Source organism: Gilliamella sp. wkB178 (assembly GCF_001690705.1).
GTDB classification, from domain to species: Bacteria; Pseudomonadota; Gammaproteobacteria; order Enterobacterales; family Orbaceae; genus Gilliamella; species Gilliamella apicola_K.
This window is the reverse complement of record NZ_LZGK01000013.1, coordinates 145,180-168,757: the sequence shown is the minus strand read 5'-3', so window position 1 is coordinate 168,757 and position 23,578 is coordinate 145,180. Positions and strand designations below refer to the sequence as shown.

22 protein-coding genes are annotated in these 23,578 nt (G+C 32.3%); 4 read left to right on the top strand and 18 right to left on the bottom strand.

The window, feature by feature from the left end:
• Positions 1-12: 12 nt before the first annotated feature.
• The 5 genes from mraZ to A9G13_RS04985 all read right to left on the bottom strand — a co-directional run bounded on the left by mraZ (position 13) and on the right by A9G13_RS04985 (position 4,550).
• Positions 13-459, bottom strand: a complete 447-nt coding sequence (gene mraZ / locus A9G13_RS05005; RefSeq protein ID WP_065556517.1) for a division/cell wall cluster transcriptional repressor MraZ — start codon at positions 457-459, stop codon at positions 13-15.
• A 375-nt stretch (positions 460-834) separates the two neighbouring features.
• Positions 835-1,536, bottom strand: a complete 702-nt coding sequence (pgl, locus tag A9G13_RS05000) for a 6-phosphogluconolactonase (RefSeq protein WP_065556516.1) — start codon at positions 1,534-1,536, stop codon at positions 835-837.
• Positions 1,537-1,550: 14 nt separating this feature from the next.
• Positions 1,551-3,011 carry a glucose-6-phosphate dehydrogenase gene (zwf, locus tag A9G13_RS04995; RefSeq protein ID WP_065556515.1) on the bottom strand — a complete coding sequence of 487 codons (1,461 nt, stop codon included), beginning with the start codon at positions 3,009-3,011 and terminating at the stop codon, positions 1,551-1,553.
• Positions 3,012-3,208: 197 nt separating this feature from the next.
• Positions 3,209-3,493, bottom strand: coding sequence for a 50S ribosomal protein L25 (rplY, locus tag A9G13_RS04990; RefSeq protein WP_065556514.1), 285 nt, complete (start codon positions 3,491-3,493; stop codon positions 3,209-3,211).
• Between the two features lie 184 nt (positions 3,494-3,677).
• A complete protein-coding gene (locus tag A9G13_RS04985) occupies positions 3,678-4,550 on the bottom strand; it encodes a D-hexose-6-phosphate mutarotase (RefSeq protein ID WP_065556513.1) in 873 nt (290 codons plus the stop codon).
• 191 nt (positions 4,551-4,741) lie between these two features.
• On the opposite strand from A9G13_RS04985, the gene hemW reads away from it, so the two are divergent.
• A complete protein-coding gene (gene hemW / locus A9G13_RS04980; RefSeq protein WP_065556512.1) occupies positions 4,742-5,875 on the top strand; it encodes a radical SAM family heme chaperone HemW in 1,134 nt (377 codons plus the stop codon).
• A 221-nt stretch (positions 5,876-6,096) separates the two neighbouring features.
• Here the strand turns inward: hemW and A9G13_RS04975 are convergent, their stop codons facing one another.
• A complete protein-coding gene (locus A9G13_RS04975) occupies positions 6,097-7,068 on the bottom strand; it encodes a sugar kinase (RefSeq protein ID WP_065556511.1) in 972 nt (323 codons plus the stop codon).
• A gap of 1 nt (position 7,069) precedes the next feature.
• The gene (locus tag A9G13_RS04970; protein ID WP_065556510.1) at positions 7,070-7,900 is read right to left on the bottom strand and encodes a DeoR/GlpR family DNA-binding transcription regulator; all 831 of its coding nucleotides are present in this window, start codon (positions 7,898-7,900) and stop codon (positions 7,070-7,072) included.
• A 596-nt stretch (positions 7,901-8,496) separates the two neighbouring features.
• Between A9G13_RS04970 and A9G13_RS04965 the strand changes: the two genes are divergently transcribed.
• Together A9G13_RS04965 and A9G13_RS04960 are read left to right on the top strand one after the other, a co-directional pair.
• Positions 8,497-9,036, top strand: a complete 540-nt coding sequence (locus A9G13_RS04965; RefSeq protein WP_065556509.1) for a hypothetical protein — start codon at positions 8,497-8,499, stop codon at positions 9,034-9,036.
• Positions 9,037-9,057: 21 nt separating this feature from the next.
• A complete protein-coding gene (locus A9G13_RS04960; RefSeq protein ID WP_065556508.1) occupies positions 9,058-9,798 on the top strand; it encodes a tetratricopeptide repeat protein in 741 nt (246 codons plus the stop codon).
• A gap of 297 nt (positions 9,799-10,095) precedes the next feature.
• Here A9G13_RS04960 and ribD read toward each other — a convergent pair whose 3' ends face one another.
• Together ribD and nrdR are read right to left on the bottom strand one after the other, a co-directional pair.
• Complete coding sequence (ribD, locus tag A9G13_RS04955; protein WP_065556507.1) at positions 10,096-11,202, bottom strand: bifunctional diaminohydroxyphosphoribosylaminopyrimidine deaminase/5-amino-6-(5-phosphoribosylamino)uracil reductase RibD; 1,107 nt, start codon at positions 11,200-11,202, stop codon at positions 10,096-10,098.
• Between the two features lie 14 nt (positions 11,203-11,216).
• Positions 11,217-11,669 carry a transcriptional regulator NrdR gene (nrdR, locus tag A9G13_RS04950; RefSeq protein ID WP_065556506.1) on the bottom strand — a complete coding sequence of 151 codons (453 nt, stop codon included), beginning with the start codon at positions 11,667-11,669 and terminating at the stop codon, positions 11,217-11,219.
• 52 nt (positions 11,670-11,721) lie between these two features.
• Between nrdR and A9G13_RS11085 the strand changes: the two genes are divergently transcribed.
• Complete coding sequence (locus A9G13_RS11085) at positions 11,722-11,991, top strand: hypothetical protein (RefSeq protein WP_141670868.1); 270 nt, start codon at positions 11,722-11,724, stop codon at positions 11,989-11,991.
• A 42-nt stretch (positions 11,992-12,033) separates the two neighbouring features.
• Here the strand turns inward: A9G13_RS11085 and thrC are convergent, their stop codons facing one another.
• The 9 genes from thrC to rpoD all read right to left on the bottom strand — a co-directional run bounded on the left by thrC (position 12,034) and on the right by rpoD (position 23,508).
• On the bottom strand, positions 12,034-13,323 hold the full coding sequence (gene thrC, locus A9G13_RS04945; RefSeq protein WP_065556505.1) for a threonine synthase: 1,290 nt from the start codon (positions 13,321-13,323) through the stop codon (positions 12,034-12,036).
• 118 nt (positions 13,324-13,441) lie between these two features.
• On the bottom strand, positions 13,442-14,380 hold the full coding sequence (thrB, locus tag A9G13_RS04940) for a homoserine kinase (RefSeq protein ID WP_065556504.1): 939 nt from the start codon (positions 14,378-14,380) through the stop codon (positions 13,442-13,444).
• Positions 14,381-16,837, bottom strand: coding sequence for a bifunctional aspartate kinase/homoserine dehydrogenase I (gene thrA / locus A9G13_RS04935; protein WP_065556503.1), 2,457 nt, complete (start codon positions 16,835-16,837; stop codon positions 14,381-14,383).
• 349 nt (positions 16,838-17,186) lie between these two features.
• A complete protein-coding gene (locus A9G13_RS04930; protein WP_065556502.1) occupies positions 17,187-17,516 on the bottom strand; it encodes a hypothetical protein in 330 nt (109 codons plus the stop codon).
• A 151-nt stretch (positions 17,517-17,667) separates the two neighbouring features.
• On the bottom strand, positions 17,668-18,426 hold the full coding sequence (locus A9G13_RS04925; RefSeq protein WP_141670867.1) for an SDR family oxidoreductase: 759 nt from the start codon (positions 18,424-18,426) through the stop codon (positions 17,668-17,670).
• Positions 18,427-18,526: 100 nt separating this feature from the next.
• Complete coding sequence (gene uspA, locus A9G13_RS04920; RefSeq protein ID WP_065556500.1) at positions 18,527-18,979, bottom strand: universal stress protein UspA; 453 nt, start codon at positions 18,977-18,979, stop codon at positions 18,527-18,529.
• A 65-nt stretch (positions 18,980-19,044) separates the two neighbouring features.
• A complete protein-coding gene (gene pitA, locus A9G13_RS04915; RefSeq protein ID WP_065557084.1) occupies positions 19,045-20,559 on the bottom strand; it encodes an inorganic phosphate transporter PitA in 1,515 nt (504 codons plus the stop codon).
• Between the two features lie 69 nt (positions 20,560-20,628).
• Positions 20,629-21,600 (bottom strand): bile acid:sodium symporter family protein, encoded by a 972-nt coding sequence (locus tag A9G13_RS04910; protein ID WP_065556499.1) that lies wholly within the window; start codon positions 21,598-21,600, stop codon positions 20,629-20,631.
• Positions 21,601-21,666: 66 nt separating this feature from the next.
• On the bottom strand, positions 21,667-23,508 hold the full coding sequence (rpoD, locus tag A9G13_RS04905; RefSeq protein ID WP_065556498.1) for an RNA polymerase sigma factor RpoD: 1,842 nt from the start codon (positions 23,506-23,508) through the stop codon (positions 21,667-21,669).
• Positions 23,509-23,578: the final 70 nt, after the last annotated feature.

Genomic DNA, 23,578 nt, shown 5'->3' with positions numbered 1-23,578 from the left:
CTTTGACTTATCCTAAATAGTTAAACTTTTTAAATTGTCTGATAATTTTTCAATATCTGTTGGAAGCGCCGCAATATCATCATTAATTTGTTGATACCAAACAGCCTCATCCCAAATTTCAAATTTATTAGATTGACCAACAAACATGATATATTTTTCTAATCTTGCATAGGTTCTTAATGTTGATGGTAATAATATTCGTCCAGAATTATCCATTGGACACTCAGTTGCATAACCTAATAGTAATCGTTTAATCCTACGTTCAGCTTCAACAATTGTTGATAATGTTGAGAGTTGTTGTTCGATGTTTTCCCATTCAGACATAGAATACAGCGTTAGACATTCATGATATAAACCTATCGTACAAACCATACCTTCAGACAAAAATTCTCGGTAACGAGTTGGAATAGCCATTCGTCCTTTACTATCTAAATTGACTGCGATTGCACCACTAAACATAAAAACACCGTTATGTATAAATTTTATTATTTTTTAATTAATAAAAATCAATAAATTAAAAAAAGCAGATAATTTCACCACTTATTCCCACTTTTTACCACAAAAGTGAAAAAAATAATAGTTTTTTGATTAATTAATTTATGAAATATTAAAGATATTTTTTAGGCATTTATAAAAGGTATAAATTGTAATGAGTAATAATTTGTTTAATTAGGGAAAAAAGTGTAAAGATGAATTAATGGTTATAATTTGAAATGATTATCAAATATTATTAAAAAATACTCATTTTTCTGTTTATGAATAAAATATTTAAAAAAGTTAGAATTTTTATCAATATAGTTTTGCTGGCTTATGCCAGCAAAATCAATGTAAATATTAAATAGCTGACCAAAATCCAGTCACATTAACTTTATCTTGAAGTATAATGGCACGAATTGGCATTTCACTGACATCATCATTTTTTTCTGCTTTCTCTAATACATCCATTTTGCTTTGACCAATCAAATGTAAGTAAATATTTTTACTTTCTAATATAGTTGGTAATGTTAATGTAATGCGATCAAATGGTGCCGTTATGGGTGTCATTCCAATAACTTTTCTACCTGAATTCATATCTAAACCTGCCATTAAATTAGCTGCACCAGGAAAAAGTGATGCGGTATGTCCATCATCACCCATACCTAAAATGAGAACATCAAATGGTAGCGGCATTTTGGTGGTTAATACTTTATCTGTTATTTCAGCTCCATCAAATGGATTATTACAACTATTTTTTAAACCAATAAAATTTGCAAATTGTGCCTTATTTTGTAATAAATAAGTCATTACTAATTTTTCATTACTAGCTTCATTAGTATCATCAACCCATCTGTCATCAACTAGTGTCACATAAATATTACTCCAGTTTAAATCTTGTCGACTAAGTAGAGTAAATAAAGGGATTGGTGTTTTACCTCCTGAAACAGCTATCGAGGCACGTCCTGTTTGGCTAATTGCAAGTTTTAACTCTCTTACAATATTTGCAACTAAATCTTCTATTAATAATTGACTATTTGTAAATTTGTTTAATGTAAACATGTTAGAATTCCCCATTATTCAAATTCGTGCCACGAATATCCATCTTTTGTGATTAAAGCTACAGAGGCAACTGGCCCCCAAGTACCTGCTTGATATGTTTTTGGGGATTCATTATCTGCATTCCATGCATTAATGATTGAGTCAACCCACTTCCATGCAGCTTCCACTTCGTCACGATGCACAAATAATGCTTGGCGTCCACGCATTACTTCAAGTAATAAACGTTCATATGCATCTGCACTATGTTGATGAAAAGTTTCACTATAGCTTAAATCTAGCTTAGTTGTTTGTAAGTTATGAGTACTATCTAATCCTGGTACTTTATTTAAAATTTCGATATCCATACCATCTTCTGGTTGCAAACGAATAGTTAATTTATTTTGTGGTAATTGCGGATAAGAGTCATTAAATAAATTAAGTGGTAATGATTTAAAATAAACAACCACTTCCGAACATTTAGTAGGTAATCGCTTTCCAGTACGTAAGTAAAATGGTACACCTGCCCAACGCCAATTATCAATATCAACTCTAATTGCAACAAAGGTTTCAGTGTTACTTTCTTTATTTGAACCATCTTCTTCTAAATAACCGGGAACATTAATACCATTAACAAAGCCAGCTGTATATTGACCACGAACAACTTTCTCTCGAACATTATTTTTATCAATTGGTCTAAGAGCATTAAGCACGGCTATCTTTTCACTACGTAGACTATCATCTCCTAGATTAGCGGGGGGAGACATAGCAATCATAGTCAAAATTTGTAACAAGTGATTTTGTACCATATCTCGCATTTGCCCAGCTTTATCAAAATATCCCCAACGACCTTCAATACCTACTTGTTCTGCCACCGTAATTTCAACATGATCAATAAAATTACGATCCCAAAATGATGCAAAAAATGTGTTGGCAAAACGTAATGCTAATAAGTTTAAAACTGATTCTTTGCCTAAATAATGGTCAATTCGGTAAACCTGTGACTCATCAAAAAATTTAGCAACTGAATCATTAATTTCACGTGACGATTGTAAATCAGTACCAAGTGGTTTTTCCATAACTATACGATTTTGTGCTTGGTTTAATCCTGCTTCAGCTAACCCTTGACAAATGGTACCAAAAGCCCCTGGATGCATAGCAAAGTAGAAAATTGCAGGATAATTTTGATCAAGTTTCTGCTTTAACCCCTCAAAAGCAGATGTTTCATTTACATCTAATTTATGAAAATTAAGTCGTTGACTAAATTTCTCCCAAATTTCTTCATCTAATGGTTCCGACATAAATGTAATAAGTGCATCTTTTGCTATTTCAGCATAAGCTGCATGATCCCAATCGGCACGACCTACACCTAAAATTTTTGTTTTATTAGGTAATTTTCCACATTTTTCCAGTTGATATAAAGATGGTAATAATTTACGTCTAGTCAAATCCCCTTTAGCCCCAAATATTACTAAATCACAAGCTAGGATATCAGGCATGTTTTTCTCCTAAAATGGTATAAAGAATAATTATTATGTAAGATCGTAGGTGTAGATCCAGTTAATTATATAAATCATAATAATAGGCATTAGCCTTAACTTATAATTACTCTCAAATAGAAAAAACAAAAGGTCACCTAAACGGGTGACCTTTTAGCTAGTATTGTCATTGGAAATGACACCAACGAATAAATAAATTAAACGCGAACAAAGTCCATATGAACTAATTTTGGTTTAAATGGGTGTCGTTGTACTGCTTGTACTTTAACTTTAACTGCTTTACCGTCAACTTCAATAGTTAAAACTTCAGAGTAAAACTCTGGTTTTTCTTGCATATTAAAAATCTGATTATGATCAAGGATCACTGAGATTGCGGGTTCTGTTCCACCATAAATAATGGCTGGAAATTGACCAGCGTTGCGCAGGCGGCGGCTCGCACCCTTACCATGCTCTTTTCTAACTTCTGCTTTTAATGTAAACATGCTTATTTCTCTTAGTTTCTTTAATAAAACCAATTACAGGCGACCCAGTAATTGGTTGTCAAATTAGTGCTTTAAAAAGCGTGAGCGATTATAAAGCCTTATCTTTGTAAACGCAATTAAATAATCAGTTTCTAAGTGATAAAATAATATAAAAACTTAATATAGATTTATATTGAGTTATATATTAGATAACTTCTATTTTGAAACCATAAGTTGTTTTTTTAGTTGGTGACAATTTTAACACATTATTAATACAACCCGTTTCAACACAAACCATAGTTTTATATTCTTCATCTGCAAAATCTACCATCGATTTAGCTTTCTCAATCCATGGATTCCAAGTGACTACATCACTTGCATTAGTATTTGTTAATTGGATTGTTCGGTGGCTATCGGTTATAGTTATTATATGATTGGCATTAGTGTATATACGGTCAACCTCTTGATTAAAAGTTAATTCTCCAACAACCGAAGGCTTATTCTCTATAGCCAGTCGTTCCTGATACGTTTCACCAAGGCCTTTGACAACAACATTAGTAATATCATCAATTCCAAAATAAGTATGTAATGCACTAGTTGCCTCAAAATCACCTTCACAACTTAATGTTATCTGACAAATTTTACCTATATGAATTGTAAGGGAAATATTGAAAGGTTTTGAAAAAAATGGTTCAGTTTGTTGATTATTTGTTAATGTTAAAAGCAAATCAACTCCATTTTCATCTTCTGTGCATGACTCTAACGTCCATTCGACAAGTCGAGCAAAGCCATGCATTGGGTCTCCTGATTTTCCAAACCAAGGCCAACAAATAGGTACACCCCCACGAATTGCAGTGCCTTTTTGTAAAAAAGTTTTATTACTCAACCATATTACAGGGGTCGATTCTGCAACAGGTTGCCAAAATAATAAATGTGCGCCTTGTAGACAAACTGCTGCTGAACAAATTTTGTGTTTTATAACTAAAATAGGTAATTCACCAAATTTTGATTGTTTAACCGACGAACTTAATGATTTTCCCGATTCAAAACAGTCTAATATTTCCTTAATAATACTCATACTTCCTCCTCACTAACAAAAATTTAAATAAAATTACAATTTATTATAATCGTTTTGCATTTGATTGTACTCTCATTCCATTAATTATAACAATGGTTAATATGCACAAAAGAGATTTTTTATTAGAATCAGGTTAAAATAATAAGCTAATTATTAATTAGTTATCTAGGTATAATTCTCCGGGAAAGCATATGTTTCAACATAAAAAAACAATAAGTTTGTATATTCATATGCCTTGGTGTATACAAAAATGCCCTTATTGTGATTTTAATTCTCACACTCTAAAAAAAACACCTGATTATAACGCTTATATACACCATTTAATTAAAGACTTACAACAAGATATAAAATTTTGTAACGACCGAGTAATACATTCTATTTTTATAGGTGGTGGTACTCCAAGTCTTTTTACTGCTGAACTTATTTATCAATTATTATTAAATATCAATCATATTATGCCGATTGAAAAAAAGGCCGAAATTACTATTGAGGCAAATCCAAATTCTGTTGATATAGAGAGATTTAAAGGATATCAACAAGCAGGTATCAATCGAATTTCAATTGGTGTGCAGAGTTTTCAAAATGATAAACTTTTAAAATTAGGCCGAGTACATAATTCGAAAGAAGCGATTACAGCTGCTAAATTCGCTCATAATGTAAATTTGCATTGTTTTAATCTAGATTTAATGCATGGTTTACCAAATCAAAATATTGATGATGCTTTGTTTGATTTAAAACAAGCAATTGAAATTAATCCTCCACATTTATCTTGGTACCAACTAACCATTGAACCAAATACATTATTTGGTTCAAAACCACCCATTTTACCTAATGATGATTTACTTTGGGAAATTTATCAACAAGGACATCAACTATTGGTAAATAATGGTTATCTACAGTATGAAACCTCAGCTTATGCCAAACCCAACTATCAATGCCAACATAACTTAAACTATTGGCGATTTGGCGACTATCTAGGCATTGGTTGTGGAGCACATGGAAAAATTACTCAAAAAGATGGACAAATTATTCGTACAATTAAAACCCGCCATCCTAAAGGATATTTAGAAGGACATTATTTAGAAAAATCATATTGTGTATCTCAAGAAGATTTGCCATTTGAATTTTTTATGAATCGGTTCAGATTATTTGAACCAACACCTAAAGAGGAATTTGAACTGCGAACCTTTTTGCCTTTACAAACTATTAATAAACAGATAACCAACGCTATTGAAAAAAATTATATAACTGAGGATAAACAAAATTGGCAAATAACTGAACATGGTAAATTATTTCTAAATTCGTTATTAGAAATTTTTCTGTAAAATAGTTATTTAATTAGGAATGATTTTGATTCGCAAGTTCTTTACGATTGTTTAACGTATTAGATACAAAGTATTTAAGTAATTATTGACATCCCCTTACATACACAAATCCAAAAATGGAGCATACTATATATCACAATGTATTTATTTCATTGTTTTCCTATTCCTTATGCTTTCCCAATAACATTGTTATTGGGATTTTTTATCTTCATATACAATTTTTAAATGTTATTGGTAGAGCGAGAGAGCACTTTTTCTAACTCAATTAATGTTGAAGTTCCTTCCATTGCTCCTTTTTTTGATACTGCCAATGCACCACTAGCATTTGCATATTTCAATGCGATCCTAACTGGATAACCGGCTAACATTAAGCTTACAAATGTTGCGTCAAAGCAATCTCCGGCTCCTGTGGGATCTACAGAATGTATTCTCAATCCATCGATATTCATCATTGTAAATTTATTTTGTTCATCACGCCCGTAATAGTTAGCACCATTGACACCTTTTTTTACTACAATATGTTTGATACCTTTTTTTAATAGTGCTTGCATTGTTTGCTGTTCACTTTCGCCAGTATTATGAGCAAAATAACTCACTTCATTCGTACTTAGTAAAAATATATCCGTATATTCCATGATATAATCAAACGATTGTTCCATCTCTTGAATTTCAAACATTTCTTTACGCAAATTGGGATCGAATGATATTGTTCCACCTTTATTTTTAATAATATCTATGGCTTTACGCATTGCGTCAATAGCGCGAAATGAATAAAGTGACGACCCCATGACATGCAAATGATTACAATCTTTCAATAAATTTTCATCAATATGGTTGAACGACAATAAACCGCAGGCACTATTAGGGATATTAAAAATAAAATCGCTTTCTGTATTACTTTTATAAGAAACAAAAGCGCTACCAGTGTTAGCTTTACGATGAAAAGTTATACCATCAATAATAACCCCATCTTTTTTAAGTCGATTCACACACATTTTTCCAAATTGATCTTTACCAACACAACTAAAAAAAATGACAGAAAAACCCAATTTTGCCACTTGATCTGCAAATACTGCTGGAGCTCCACTTGGGAATGGACCAATAAATTCCCCTGTTTGATCAAACCGTTGATTTTGTCCTTTAGCTAAAAAATCAACAATTAACTCACCTATAGTGCAAATTTTGAAAGTCATATTATATATCCAATCCATTGTGATAAGTGACACAGTATTTATTTATATCTGACTGGTTAAAATTAGAGTCTAATAATTGTTGATGATATTCGGTAACAGCTGGCCTGGATAATATCACTACATCAATATTTTTTAATTTCCCAATACTATGGTTATCATTAAATATAATTCTTTGCGGCAAAATGCCAATAATATGTTTGGCATTCTTTAAAACATGTTGATAAGTTTTTTGCTGTTCAATATTGTCAATAGTTAATTGGTTATCAGTATTAATTGCAGCTAATTCAACAATAAAACGTGTAACAGGGAATTGATTTAAAATAAAGTTAATAACTTTATGATTTTGTAAAATATTACCATCAAGTAATACTCCACCGATAAGAATAACTTCAGCATCGGAAAATTCTTTAACTAATTGAGCATTATGAATATCATTCATAATTAGCCTTAAAGACTTTTTATTGTGTAAAAAAGGAATGAGTTTACGGATCAAATTTCCATGACTTAAAAAGATAGTATCACCATCATTAATATAACTTAAGCAAGTTATTACTAAACCAATATCACGATTATCATTATTATTTGTGAAATTTGGAGAGATTATAGCTGGAGCACTACTATTGATTGTGCCTTCAGGAGAGATATAAATTGCTCCTCCAAAGGATCGTTTTAAATAACCTTGTTGTTCTAAATATGTTAAATCTTGTCGAATAGTTACATTAGAAACTTGGAGCTTTTCAGATAAATCATCTACTTTCACTTCTCCATGTTTGCGTACTATTTCTGCAATGTCCAATCTACGTTTTAACAGGGCTGACGATACTCTAGCCAATTTTTATTTCCTATATAATTAGATAAATATTAACAATGGTAAAAATTAGCATCCATGCATTACCATAATATAACTACTATTAATAGTAGTTAATACTTATCAGACATCCTAATATACTAGGTACACAGGTTAACTGGTTAAATATAACTTTAGCAACGAAATTTATTTTAATTTTAAAGAAAAGTTAATTTTTGTGATCTATATCACGATATTGATAGTAACCTATCTTTTGTTTTGAAAGAATAATTTATCAAAATTACTTCCAATTAAAAAATAGTTCATTAAATATATACTATTTACGTTAATCATGCATTAATAAATATTAATCTAACTATAAGTTTAATTAGGTATATTCGCAAAAGCCAAAACTAGAAAATACAATTATTTATTTTAAATCGAAAGTTTAAAATGAGATTAAAATTAAGACGCTAGAAATAATCATATTTTTTAAAGCCCATCTTTTTTAAGTTTTAAAATATTTATTCAATATTAATACAATCTTTAAATAAAAGTTAATATTTTTTCTGGATTTGTTATGTTATGTCTTTTATTATGAATAAATCAATTTTGTAATTACATTTAAAATGGGAATCAAAATGAACATTTTCAATAGGTTAAAAATAAAAATTTTAATATCCATATTAATTTTCACTTGTTTATCTGGTTGCACAATATTAGGATATAAAAAGGTACAACAATATCCCGAACCTGATGAAGGCACATCTAGAGCAAAAGTTATGTTAGTTGGCGATTTTGGAAGCGGTTTATTTGACGTAATGGATTTCTATATTAAAGATTCTGTAAAAGGAAATTTATATTTATATGCTGATGGTAATAAAATTAACGCACCAAAGGTTAAAAATCTAGGTATAAATATGGAAATAGATGATAAAAAGAAAGTTAATGAGGTTTATTTACCAGCTAATATTAATTTGGATATTAATACTTATGGCATAAGAAAATCATGGGTAAATACAAAAATTTGTTATGCACAAAAAAATATTAACTTATTAAGTAATAAAGAATATGTTTTATCTTTTGATAAAATTGAAGCTGACAAAACATATTGTATACTAAATTTATATGAGATTATCATTAATAATAATTACAAAAAATCTTTAAAAGCATTAAATTGATATAAAAACAAGGTAAAAACAATGAAATTAAAAAATAAAATAATGTTTTTAGGTTCAGTAATTGCTATATTTTTTTTGTTTGGATGTACACCGGAACAAAATACTGTTATGAGTAATAATCAAGCTTATAAAACTGGACTAATTTATGTTAAAAAAAATGATATTCCAAAAGCAAAAGAGTATTTGCAAATTGCAATTCAAGATAAAAGTAATAGTAAAGCATTTGCTTTATTAGCCATGCTGTCACTGGATGAGAAAAGTAATAGTTCTGAGCAAGAAAATGAACAGGCGTATCAATTATTACAAACTGCATTACAGAATGATGAACCTTTAGCATACTTAGGTATGCACTATTATTATAAAAAGAAGAATGATAGCAAACAAAGCGAATTATGGTTAAATAAATCAGTAGATAAAAACATCAGTATTGCTAATTATCTTAAAGCTAAACAATTATTAGAAAAAAATAATAATGATATAAAAGGGATGGCATTATTAAAAAAAGCTGCTATCCAAAATTATAGTCCGGCATTAGGTTACTTAGTGCTAAGGTCAATTAAGGCCCAAAATAAAGTTGAAACTTATATATGGACTACAGTAATTAGCTTAAAAATTCCAAACTCCGAACAATTATATTCAATTAATACAAAATTAAAAGATCGTGTTACTCAAGAATTAGATTCACTACAAAAAATTAATGCTGATAATCAAGTTTCGATAATTGTAAAGGAGATGGATGCTAATAGGCAAAATTTATTTTAGATATAAACATAGAAAATAATAAGCTTGTTGATTCCAGATCCCACACTCCATTACCAATAAGTAAAAGTGTATCAATACCTGATACTAAAATTGAGATATATAATAATAAACACATTCGAAAAATCAGAAAAAATATATAGTTAAACCTTAAGACGAATTATATTATTAATATTGATAAATATAATTCGTTTTTTTTATTAAAATTTATAAAATCGAAAAAACAGCAAACGGTTTAGTTCACTATTTAGTTTAAAATTATTTAATATTAAGAAATAGTTTATTACTTAGTATATAATATTACCTTTTCAAAATAACTCGCAGATCTTCATCAATCATTTTAGTCGATTCAAATCTAAAATGTGGTGCTAATGAGAGTGCATGTAAGTTAGGAAGTACACACATATCTAAGGCATTATGCCCAAGTAATTTTGGTGCATAATAAATAATTAATTCATCGATTAAATCTTGTGCAATTAATGCCCCAGCAAAATGAGAACCAGCTTCAACCCAAACAGAATTTATTTGTTTTTTAGCTAATGTTTTTAACAAGTTAACTAAGTCTATATTATCTTTAATAGACGGTTCAACTATTAAGCTAGTATTAGGTTTATGAATTGGAATATTTTGTTTTCTTACAACCCATGTTTCACCTGACTGTTTAAAAATATTCTCTTCACCATTAAGTCTATTTTGACTATCAATAATAACTCGAATGGGTTGTCTAATTTTATCACAATTATATATTTTTTTTACTGCTTCAGGCAATTCTGCATGCCTAACCGTAAAATTTGCATTATCTATTTGAACAGTAGATCGGGTACTTAAAATACAACTGGCTTGCGCTCTAAATTGTTGCACATCTTGTCTAGCACTCGTTGAGGTGATCCATTTACTTTCACCAGATGCCATCGCAATTTTACCATCTAGCGAAGTTGCCAATTTAAGTTGCACATACGGTAAACCAGTACGCATTCGTTTCAAAAAACCTTTATTGAGTGATTCTGCTTGATCAACTAAAACACCGACACAGACTTTTACGCCAGCATCATTTAATCGCTTTATTCCTTTACCTGCCACATTAGGATTGGGATCCTGCATAGCAATAACAACACGTTTAATACCTGACTTAATAAGAGCATCTGCACAAGGTGGTGTTTTGCCAAAATGACTACAAGGTTCTAGAGTTACATAAGCAGTACCACCTATAGCATTATTACCAGCCATTTTCAATGCATAAACTTCTGCATGTGGTTCCCCTGCTTTTTGATGATAACCTTCACCAATAATTCTATTATCTTTAATAATTACACAACCAACATTAGGATTTGGTGTTGTTGTAAAACGACCCAGCTTAGCGAGCTCAATAGCTCGCTGCATATAAAATTGGTCTTTATCACTTATCATAGATATATACTTGATTATTTTTGTTGTAACTTAGCAATTTCATTACTAAATTGTTTAATATCGTCAAAACTAAAATACACTGAAGCAAAACGAATATAAGCAACTTTATCAAGACTTTTAAGTTCTTCAATTACATAATCACCAATCAATTTAGCTGGAACTTCACGCTCTCCTGTTGCCCTAAGTTTTGATTTAATACGGGTAATAGCATCTTCAATAGCATCATAACTGACAGGACGTTTTTCTAAAGCACGTTGCATACCACTACGTAGTTTATCTTCATTAAATGGCTCTCGCACTTTATTACTTTTAATAACGTTCGGCATGATTAGTTCAGCAACTTCAAAAGTGGTGAAACGTTCATTACACTCAACGCATTGACGTCTACGACGAACTTGAAATCCTTCACCAACAAGACGAGAATCAATGACTTTAGTATCATCAGCATTACAAAATGGACAGTGCATAAAAATATCCTTATAATGATATAATTTACATTACAATATCCGAAAATATTGTTTGAAACAATATTTTACTTCAAGCAATATTGATTTTTATGTCAAACGCGCTTTTGGTGAGACGGAAGCAAGAAAATTTATTGAGCCGACATTCTTTTCTATACAAAATAATAATGACATATATGGCTTTTCAATTTTTTATTTAAACTATCGTAGTAAAGTAGTTAGTTTTGTTATAGACAATGTAAAAATCGATGACTCAGAAAATTCTATCGATATAGGAAAATTAACGGATAAATTAGATAATTTAAATCTATTTAGTTCTCACTAATTTCAATATTTCGTCGTCAAATTTGACGACGAAAAAATACTTCTACCAATCTAAATTAATTAAAAAATCCCTCAATTTGGCGAAATTATCTGGCATATAATGGGAAAGTAGTGTCATATCTTTTCTCTCTGCAAGTGCTGTTGGTAGCGCAATTGATTTGCCTAAGATATCTTCAACAACTTCTTTAAATTTTGCTGGATGAGCAGTTCCTAAAAATATACCGTATTCACCTTCTTGTAGCTGATCTCGTAAAGCGCGATATGCAATCGCCCCATGAGGTTCAGATAAATAACCTTTTCTATCAAGTTCTCGCACAGATTGTTTAGATACCTCATCCGATACTGCTGCATGTCCTAATGATTTCAATGCCCAACCTTCTCTTTTATAGATTTCTTCAATACGAGGCCAGTTATTAGGCTGGCTTACATCCATTGCATTAGATAGAGTAGATACAGTGGCATGAGGCTCCCACTTACCTGTTTCTAAATATCGAGGTACAGTATCATTTGCATTAGTTGCAGCAATAAAGCGTTTAATAGGTAAACCCATAGTTTCAGCCAATAAACCAGCTGTAAGATCACCGAAATTACCACTAGGAACTGAAATAACTAATTGTTCACGTTGTTTAGGTGTTAACTGTGCAAAAGCTTCAAAGTAATAACATATTTGCGCAAGCAAACGGCTAATATTAATCGAATTTGCTGAATTTAAACCAATTGTTGTTTTTAACTCCTCATCATCAAAAGCTTTTTTAACTAATGCTTGGCAGGCATCAAAATCACTTTGAATAGCAATAGTGTGAATATTGTCGCCAAGTGTACAAAACAGCTTTTCTTGTAAAGGACTAATTTTTCCTTCAGGATATAAAATGACTACACGAATATTAGGTAAATGATAAAATGCATGCGCAACGGCAGCACCGGTATCACCCGATGTGGCCGTAAGAATGGTGATTTTTTTATCCGCTGCTACTTGCACTAAAGCTTGTGCCATAAATCGTCCACCAAAATCTTTAAATGCAAGTGTAGGACCATGAAACAACTCTAGTGAACCAATATCAGCTTCTACTGATTTAACTGGTGCTGGAAATTGAAAAGCATTTTGAACCAACCTGTGCATATCTTCTGCACTTATTTCATCACCAACAAAAGCCGATAAAATTTTGGCACTTCTGGTTATAAAATCTAGTTTTAATAGTGATTGTATTTCATCTGCAGTAAATTTAGGTAAATCTTGTGGAAAAAATAAACCCTGCCCTTTACCAAGTCCTTGCTGTACAGCTTGTGCGAAACTAACTTGCTGCGAATGCTCTTTCAAATTGTACAATTTCATAATATTTCCCAATAATCTTTATGTCTAAAATTGTTTACTATTTTCTATAACACGTATAACTTATAAATAAAGTGCAACGAATTAATATAGCTTAACCAATATTTATACAAACATATATTTAAATAACTCTTGCCCCTTGACAATCTATTTTACAAATATGAGTAAAGCCATCTTCATTTTGTAAATAATAACTTTTAAGTAGTAATTCGATTTGCTGTGCTGTTTCTAGTTTGTCTGCAATTACAAACATGGTCGGTCCAGAACCTGAAATACCCGAAGCTAACGCACCGAGTTGTTTAACGCGTTTTTGAGTCTCATCAAAATTAGGTAATAACTGTTTACGATAAGGCTCAGCAATATTATCACATAGCATTGCTGCTGCAAGTTTTGGTTGTTGGGTATAACAAGCATGAAGAAAACCACCAACATATCGACCATGTGCAACACAATCTGCTTTTTGGTATTGGGCTGGTAAAATAGCTCGTGCTTCTGCAGTTGAAACTTTAATTCCTGGATAAGCCATTACCCAATACCAATCTTCGAAATGAGGTATTGATTGACTAATTACACCCATTTCATCAAGTATTAATTGCATCCCCCCTAAATAACAAGGCGCAACATTATCATAATGAACACTACCAGAAATACGACCTTCCAGTTCTCCCATCATGGTCAGCATTTCAAATTGATTGAATGGTTTATCAAAAAACTCATTCAAAGCTACAAATGCTCCAACCACAGAACAAGCGCTTGACCCTAATCCTGAACCAATTGGCATATTTTTTTCAAGTGTCATATTAACTGGTAGTGTTTTACCAATTGCCTGACAAAAACGCTGCCAACATTGATAAACAATATTATATTTAGGATCGCGAGGTAATTTTTTTACAAATTGTCCTTTACTAATAAGATTAAATTTTGCAGATGATTCCACAGTTATGCAATCACCCAACATTGCACCGCTAATTGGATTAATGGCTGCACCTAAAATATCAAAGCCAACACTTATATTAGCCATTGAAGCTGGAGCATAAACGGTTAAAGATTTTTGATTCATTTAACCCCCAATCTTACCAGATGTAGTACGTAAAATGTCAGCAAAAACACCAGCTGCTGTCACTTCATTTCCAGCACCATAGCCTCGTAAAACCAAAGGAATCGGTTGATAATAACGTGTATAAAAAGCTAAAGCATTTTCACCATTCTTAACTTTATAAAGAGGATTTTCACTGTCAACCATTTCAATTCTTACACTACATTGGTTATTTTCAATACTGCCTACATAACGTAACACTTTTCCTGATTTTGCAGCTTGTTCCGATTTTTCTTTAAAAACACTATCTAATTCTGGCAATTTAGCCATAAATTCCTCAACACTACCTTGTGAATATTGTGTTGGTAAAACTGACTCTACTTTTATTTGATCAAGTTCTAATTGTAATCCAGCTTCACGAGCTAAAATTAAAAGTTTTCTAGCAACATCAGTTCCCGATAAATCATCCCGGGGATCTGGTTCAGTAAAACCTTTTTCTTTTGCGAGTTTTGTGGCTTCTGATAATGACATACCTTCATCGAGTTTACCAAAAATAAAAGACAGTGATCCTGATAAAATTCCAGAAAACTTAATAAGTTCATCGCCAGCATTAAGTAAATTTTGCAGATTTTCGATAACGGGTAAACCAGCTCCAACATTGGTATCGTACTGGAATTTACGCTTACTTTTTGCTGCTTCTTGACGCAAACGTACATAATATGCCATAGAACTGGTATTAGCTTTCTTATTCGGTGTAACTACATGAAATCCATTAGCTAAAAAATCAGCATACTTAGCAGAAACTTCACCACTTGATGTACAATCGACTAGGATTGGATTAAGCAGACGATTATTTTTAGCAAACTCAATAATAGCATCTAATGAGTAGGGCGTTTCACTTTGTTTAATTTGTTCACGCCAATGAGATAAATTAATACCATCTCGATTGATAACACTGTGTTTAGAGTTAAATAAACCACAAACATGTAAATCAATCTGTTTGTTCTTAAGCCATTTTTGTTGACGTTCTATTTGGTCAATAAGTGCACCACCCACACCACCGACACCAATAACAAAAACATCTAACATTTTATCTGTTCCAAATAGCATTTGGTGAGCGACACGAACTCCCATTACCGCAACATCATTATCAACTACTACAGAGATGGAACGTTCTGACGAACCTTGGGCAATAGCAACAATATTAATATTTGCTCTGGCAAGCGCGGTAAAAAAATTAGCCGACAAACCACGTAAAGTTCGCATGCCATCACCAACCACAGAAATAATTGCTAGTTTTTCAATAACTTCAATTGGTTCAAGTAATCCATCTTTTAATTCTAAATAAAATTCATCACTTAATGCCTCTTCCGCACTATAAAGCTCTGTTTGTGGTACACAGAAACTTATACTGTATTCAGATGATGATTGAGTGATAAGTACTACAGAAATACCAGCATAAGACATGGCAGAAAAAACGCGTGCCGACATCCCCACCATGCCTTTCAAACCAGGTCCCGACACATTAATCATGGCCATATTATTCAAATTAGTTATCCCTTTTACTGGAGTGGTTGAATCAATAACATTGGCTCCAATTAATGTTCCCGGCGCATCTGGGTTATTAGTATTTTTGATTAAGCAAGGGATTTGGAATTGTGCAATAGGTAAAATAGTGCGTGGGTGAAGAACTTTGGCGCCAAAATAAGAAAGTTCCATAGCTTCTTGATATGACATAGTTTTAAGCAATTTAGCATCCGGTACAATACGTGGATCACATGTATATACTCCATCAACATCAGTCCATATTTCACAACAATTAGCACGAAGACAAGCAGCTAAAACTGAAGCGGAATAGTCAGACCCATTCCGACCTAACACTACAAGTTCACCTTTTTCATTACCTGCCGTAAAACCAGGCATTAATATAATATCTTCTGATGGAATATGCATTTCATCAATACGATTCGTTGATTCAGCAATATCTACTGTCGATTCTAAATAATCACCTTGAGCTAGTAACATTGCTACAGGGTTTATTACAGTAACAGTATGTTTTCTAGCTATTAGTAATTCATTCATAATAGCGATATTTAATTTTTCTCCACGACAAATAATCGATGCATTAATACCATCAGGGCATTGTCCTAACAATCGAATTCCTTCAAGTAATTTTTTGACATGATTTAATTCTTTTAAAGCAAAACGCTTCATCTGATCGTAAGCAAAATTTGGTTGTGCTTTGTAAATGCCTTCTAACAAATCTGCAAATATTTTTTCAGCATCATAAATATTGCTCTGAATATCTTGCCCAGCAACAGTTTTTTCGACCATGGCAACTAAATGGTTGGTAATTTTTGCTGGAGCAGATAAAACAGCAGCCGTTTGCTCTTGTTTAGCATTATTTTCAATAATCTCTGCAACACGCAAAAAACGTTCTGCGTTGGCAACAGATGTTCCTCCAAATTTTAAAACTTTCATATCACACCTTTTGTTATTATCTTAATTTATGCCATTAGTCTTTTAGTGACTTTCACCCAAACATTATCAATAATTATCAAATTAGAAATTATATGCTTTTAATCTTTATAAGATATTAATCTCTGTTACTAATTGTTATTTTTTAAACATATATATTTCAAATAAAAAACCCGCCTTTGGTGGCGGGTTTTTTATATTTTAGGAAAATATCAACCCGCCCTACATTGAATAATAGTGCCAGTGGTAATAATAATGCCCATAATAAACATAATTAATTTCATCATTGTTCCTAAATTTACTTATACACTTCTAAACAAAACAGCCCAACATTTTCATGTTAGGCTGCAATTTAAAAAACTTTTTTACTATTTTCGTATTCATTGACTACTTTATTCAATGCTTGATAGATACTTTCCGCATCTTGTTTTTTTAATGCTTCATCAAGAACATTGAGATAAGATAACATTAATTTTTGGTTATCTTCGGCAAACTGAGGTGATATTTCCTGATCTTCATATAACATGACATAGGTACGAGCGAAGCCAAAGATCAAAAAATACACTGCTGCATTTTTCGGATCATTTTGTATCAATGTACGCATCGCTTTGCGCAATTTCACATAACTATCGGTACCCGGCAAACTGGCCCCAAAGGTTTTGGTTACCTCAGAAAATGTCATTGCAATAAACCTCAATTGAAATCACAAAAGAGAAGGATAACAATCCATCAGTATAAGTGCAAGTGTATTTTTAATTAACTTTCCTAATTTTTTAAACTCAACAAATTTATCTCAATATAACTAATCAATATATGTATAATTGTTTAATTTCTTAATCAATTTCTTTATAAACTGCTAATCCTGCTGAAGCTTGAGCTACGGGCATAATTTCCAATGAGTTAACATTGAAATGAGTAGGTGTATTTACCAACCATGAAATAGTATTAGCAATATCTTCAGGAGTTATATACTCTACCCCTTTATATACATCTGCAGCTTTTTCATCATTACCATGAAAGCGAATATTCGAAAATTCAGTACCACCACATAAACCTGGTTCAATATTAGTTACTCTTATTTTTTTTCCAAGTAAATCAGTACGCAAATTAGCACTAAACTGTTTAACAAATGCTTTAGAGGCGCCATAAACATTACCACCTTTATAAGCATACGTTCCAGCAGTAGAACCTAGGTTGATAATATAACCAAAATTTCGTTCTACCATTCCTGGTAAAATTTGACGAGTTAAATGTACTAGGCCAATAATATTCGTGTCTATCATAGTTAACCAATCATTATAATCCGCCTGATAAGCTGGCTCTAAACCAAGAGCTAATCCTGCATTATTCACTAAAATATCAATTGGTTGAAAATCTTTAGGCAACTGTAATAAGATAGATTCGACCGCATCTTTTTTGGTTACATCTAATTGCATTGAGAAAAAGTTATTACCAAGTTCTTCAGCTAATTTTTGTAATTTATCTACACGTCGAGCCACACCCACAACTTTATAACCATCTGCAATGAGTTTACGACAGATAGCCTGACCAAACCCAGATGAAGCGCCTGTTACAAAAGCGATATTCATAATAAACCCCTTATATTATAAATTGTCATTTGGAAAAAATTTTTAAAATTATTTTGAATAATATAAAAAAACCCGCTAATTAAGCGGGTTGATTATTAAAATTTCACTTCGCAGCTTCTTCAACCGGTTCTTCATCTTTGAGTGGAACAATTAACGTATCAATATGTGTATTATTAATCAGTTGACGAGCTGAAGACATTAACTTACTCCAAAAATCCTGATGATGACCACAAACAACTAAATCGGCACCATATTCGTGAATAGCTTCAATTAAAACTTGACCAAATTCACCATTCCCAGAAAGAGTATGAGCAATAGGATAACCAGCATCATCAGCAAGTTTGTTTAATGCTATATGCGCATCTTCGGTAATCCTATCTTTCATATCATTCATATTAATATCTACCAAACCAGTATACAGATCAGAATAATTAATACCGACGTGAATTAATGATATTTGAGCATTATAAGGTCTTGCCATAGAAACAGCTTTTTCGACAAGAACTCCACTTTCAGGTGATAAATCAACTGCGACTAATATATGTTTATAAGCCATGATACTTTACTCCTTCCTCTTTTGACGCCCTGGTTAAGTTTAAAATTAATATCCTATTTTTACTACTAAATTAGTTTTTGAGCAAGCCAAAAAAGTGATGCTGATAACAAAATTGAAATTGGTAGGGTTAAAATCCATGTCAACGCAATATTTTTTATGGTCTTACTTTGCACACCTCCACCATCGACAATCATTGTTCCGGCAACCGATGAGGAAAGTACTTGAGTGGTTGATACAGGCATTCCAGTAAAACTTGCAATACCAATTGATAAAGCAGTGGTAATTTGAGCAGAAACACCTTGCGCATAAGTCATGCCTTTCTTACCAATTTTTTCACCAATAGTAATGGCTACACGGCGCCATCCTATCATTGTGCCAACAGCTAAGGCTGAAGCTACAGCAATAATAATCCAAATTGGAGCATACTCAACTGTTTTAAGAAGATCGTTGTTAAGTGATTTTAAATATTGTCTATCTTGTGATGTTACATTTGGTTGTTTAGCTACATGAGTAACAGTATCAGATAGACAAAGCAAAATACGCCTTGTTTGTGAACGCTGTTCTACAGTTAATGTTTCATAATCGCTGATTTTATTAAATAAGGCATTAGCTATACCTAACGTAATAAAAGAACGCGAATAATCACAATGATATTTATTTAAATCACCAATAGGGGTTGTAGTATCAATAGCTGATTGTTTACCAATAACGGTATTAAGTTCATCATTATGGTTAATAAAATACTCTTCAATGTTATGAATAGCATTACGAGTATTAGTAATTTCATAAGTTGATGCACTCATATTCACAATAAAACCAGCAGGTGCAATACCCATTAAGACTAGCATTAACAAGCCGATGCCTTTTTGTCCATCATTAGCTCCATGTGAAAAACTAACACCTGCCGCGGAAATAATTAACATTATACGTATCCAAAAAGGAGGCTTTTTCTTACCGTATAATTTTTCTCGCTGCTCTGGAGTCATAAAAATACGTTCTCGTTTCTTACTACTTTTTTTACTTTGACCTTTGCGGGTCCAATATTTTCGTAACAAAAAAATCATCAGACCAGCTATTACCAATCCCACAATAGGAGAAATAATTAATGACAAAAAAATCTGCAACATTTTAGAGATATTAAGAGCATCAATGATTGATGTATCCATAATAAAAGCATTAGCTAAAGCGACACCAATAATTGAGCCGATCAAGGTATGGGAACTAGACGCAGGGATTCCTAGATACCAAGTTCCTAAATTCCAAATAATAGCTGCTAGTAAGATTGAAAAAACCATTGCTAATCCATGCATTGAACTAACATTAAGCAAAAGATCGGTTGGTAAAAGATGAACAATCGCATAAGCAACACTAAGCCCACCAAGCAATACCCCTAAAAAATTAAACACCCCTGCCATGAAAACGGCAAGCTGTTCCTTTAATGCTCTAGTATAAATAACTGTTGCCACTGCATTAGCGGTATCATGAAAACCATTAATCGCTTCATAAAACAGCACAAAAAGCAGAGCAAGAATTAATAATACAATAGTCGAAAATTCTAAATCAGCAAATAGATGAAACATAATATATCTTTCTGTTGTTAATAGCGCCATTATTATCCTTGAGAATAGAATAATGAGCAAAACAATTTTTTACATTTTTCGTTTGGCATAATGAGATGCTAATACAGCACAAATCATTAATTGAATTTGATGGAAAATCATCAAAGGTAAAATCATGATTCCCATAATAGACATGGGAAAGATCACACTTGCCATAGGAATACCACTAGCTAGGCTTTTTTTAGAGCCACAAAAAACTATTGTGATTTCATCTTCTTTATTAAAGCCAAGTATTCTTGAACCATATGTTGTGATAACTAATACCACAGTTAATAACAAAATTGAAAACAAAATAATTTCTAAAAGAGAGAGAAAGCTAATTTGTGTCCAAATACCATTGGCTACTGCATCACTAAAGGCTACATATACTACTAATAAAATTGACATACGGTCAGTTTTTGAAATTATACTTTTATATTTATCTACCCATTTACCAATAAAACGTCTTGATAGATGACCAATAATAAAAGGTAACATCAACTTCAGCATAATAGAAGTGATTGCATCAAGCATATTCATAGAACTTTCAGCTTGTGTATGCATTAAGAGTCCAACCAAAAGTGGGGTTATAAAAACACCTAATAAAGTTGATGCTGATGCGCTACAAATAGCAGCCGCAACATTCCCTTTAGCAATCGACGTAAATGCTATTGCTGATTGCACTGTTGCTGGTAAAACACATAGATAGATAAACCCTAAGTATAGATTTTGGGATAAAAAAGTTGGCACTAAAACTCGCATAGCCATTCCTAAAATTGGGAATATAACAAAAGTAGTGATAAGTATTACTAAATGTAGTCGCCAATTTTTTATACCAATTATAATAGCCTGTAATGAAAGTTTAGCTCCATGCATGAAAAATAATAAACCAATGGCAAAAGTAGTTAAGTACTCAAAAACTACTTTAGTTTGCCCTTTACAAGGGAAGAAACTTGCTGTAATGACAACACTAATTAAAATTAACAGAAATGGATCAATTTTAAAACGTTGCAATATATTCATGATGGTGAGTGTAGTTAGTTAAGGAAATCGCCACTTAAGTGGCGATGTAATTGACAGAAAAAAATATTATTCTAAAAAACTTCGTAACACATCAGAACGGCTAGGGTGGCGTAGTTTACGCAATGCTTTAGCTTCAATCTGACGAATTCGCTCGCGAGTTACATCGAACTGTTTTCCAACTTCTTCAAGAGTATGATCAGTATTCATATCTATACCAAAGCGCATCCGTAATACTTTCGCTTCTCTTGGGGTTAAACCAGATAAAATATCACGAGTTGCACTACGCAAGCTTTCAGAGGTAGCTGCATCTAACGGCTGTTCTAATGCAGTATCTTCGATAAAATCACCTAAATGAGAATCTTCATCATCTCCCACAGGGGTTTCCATAGATATTGGCTCTTTGGCTATTTTCAACACTTTACGAATTTTATCTTCAGGCATTTGCATGCGCTCTGATAATTCTTCAGGTGTTGGTTCTCGTCCAATCTCTTGTAGCATTTGACGTGAAATACGATTTAATTTATTAATGGTTTCAATCATATGCACCGGGATACGAATAGTTCTTGCTTGGTCAGCAATTGATCGAGTAATCGCTTGTCTAATCCACCAAGTAGCATAGGTTGAAAATTTATAACCCCGGCGGTATTCAAATTTATCCACAGCTTTCATTAAACCAATATTACCTTCTTGAATAAGATCTAAGAACTGTAATCCACGATTAGTATATTTTTTGGCAATAGAGATCACTAGACGTAAGTTAGCTTCAACCATCTCTTTTTTGGCTCGACGTGCTTTAGCTTCACCAATTGACATCCGCCTATTAATATCTTTAATTTGCTCAATGGAAAGACTAGTTTCAGTTTCAATTTGCTGTAACAGATTAATTTGCGCCATTATTGGTTCTTCAAATTCTTTCAAATTAGCAGCAAATGCACCTTTAGCCGTTAACGCTTTCTTAAACCAATTCATATTGGTTTCATTACCAGTAAAATAGGTCATAAACTGTTTTTTTGGCATTTTGCATCGTTCAACACTAATCTTCATAATTACACGTTCATGTGCTCTTACTCGATCCATCATACTTCTCATATTATTAACAAGAATATCGAACTGTTTGCCAACTAAACGGAACTGTTTAAAAATTTCAGACAAATTCTCTATTTCACGTTGCGCTTTTTTATGTGCACGCCCATATTTTTTAATTGCCGCTGAGGTTTTGTCATGTTGATCTTTTAATTCAGCAAATTTAGCTTTTGCTACTTCAGGATCTATAGATACATCATCGTCAGCAGAAGAATCACCTTCTTCATCTTCATTTTCATCATCACTATCATCAAGATCAATATCTTCTTCATCGTCTGCTAAATCTTCAGGTAGTTCTTCAGTATCTTCTTCGACATTTGGGTCAACAAATCCGGTAATCAAATCAGATAAGCGAACTTCACCCGTTTCAATTAAATTATACTGTTCTAACAGATAAGTAATCGCTTCAGGATATTCTGATACAGAGGTCTGTACCTGATTAATACCATCTTCTATCCGTTTAGCAATATCAATTTCGCCTTCACGTGTCAGTAATTCCACCGCACCCATTTCACGCATATACATACGCACTGGATCGGTTGTTCTACCTATTTCTGATTCAACATTGGATAGCACTAATGCAGTTGCCGCTTCAACGGCTTCTTCATCTGGGACATTATCTGAAAGTAATAACTCATCAGAGTCAGGGGCTTCTTCAAGTACTTGAATCCCCATATCATTAATCATTTGGATAATATCTTCAATCTGATCTGAATCAATAATCTCTTCAGGCAAATGATCATTGACATCAGCATAAGTCAAGTATCCTAACTCCTTACCTCGAATGATTAGGAGTTTTAGCTGTGATTGAGAATTTTGCTCCATAAAAGGTATCCACACTTAGTTATTAGGTCATGTATATTATATGTAGCATAAATCATTTTTATACACGCTA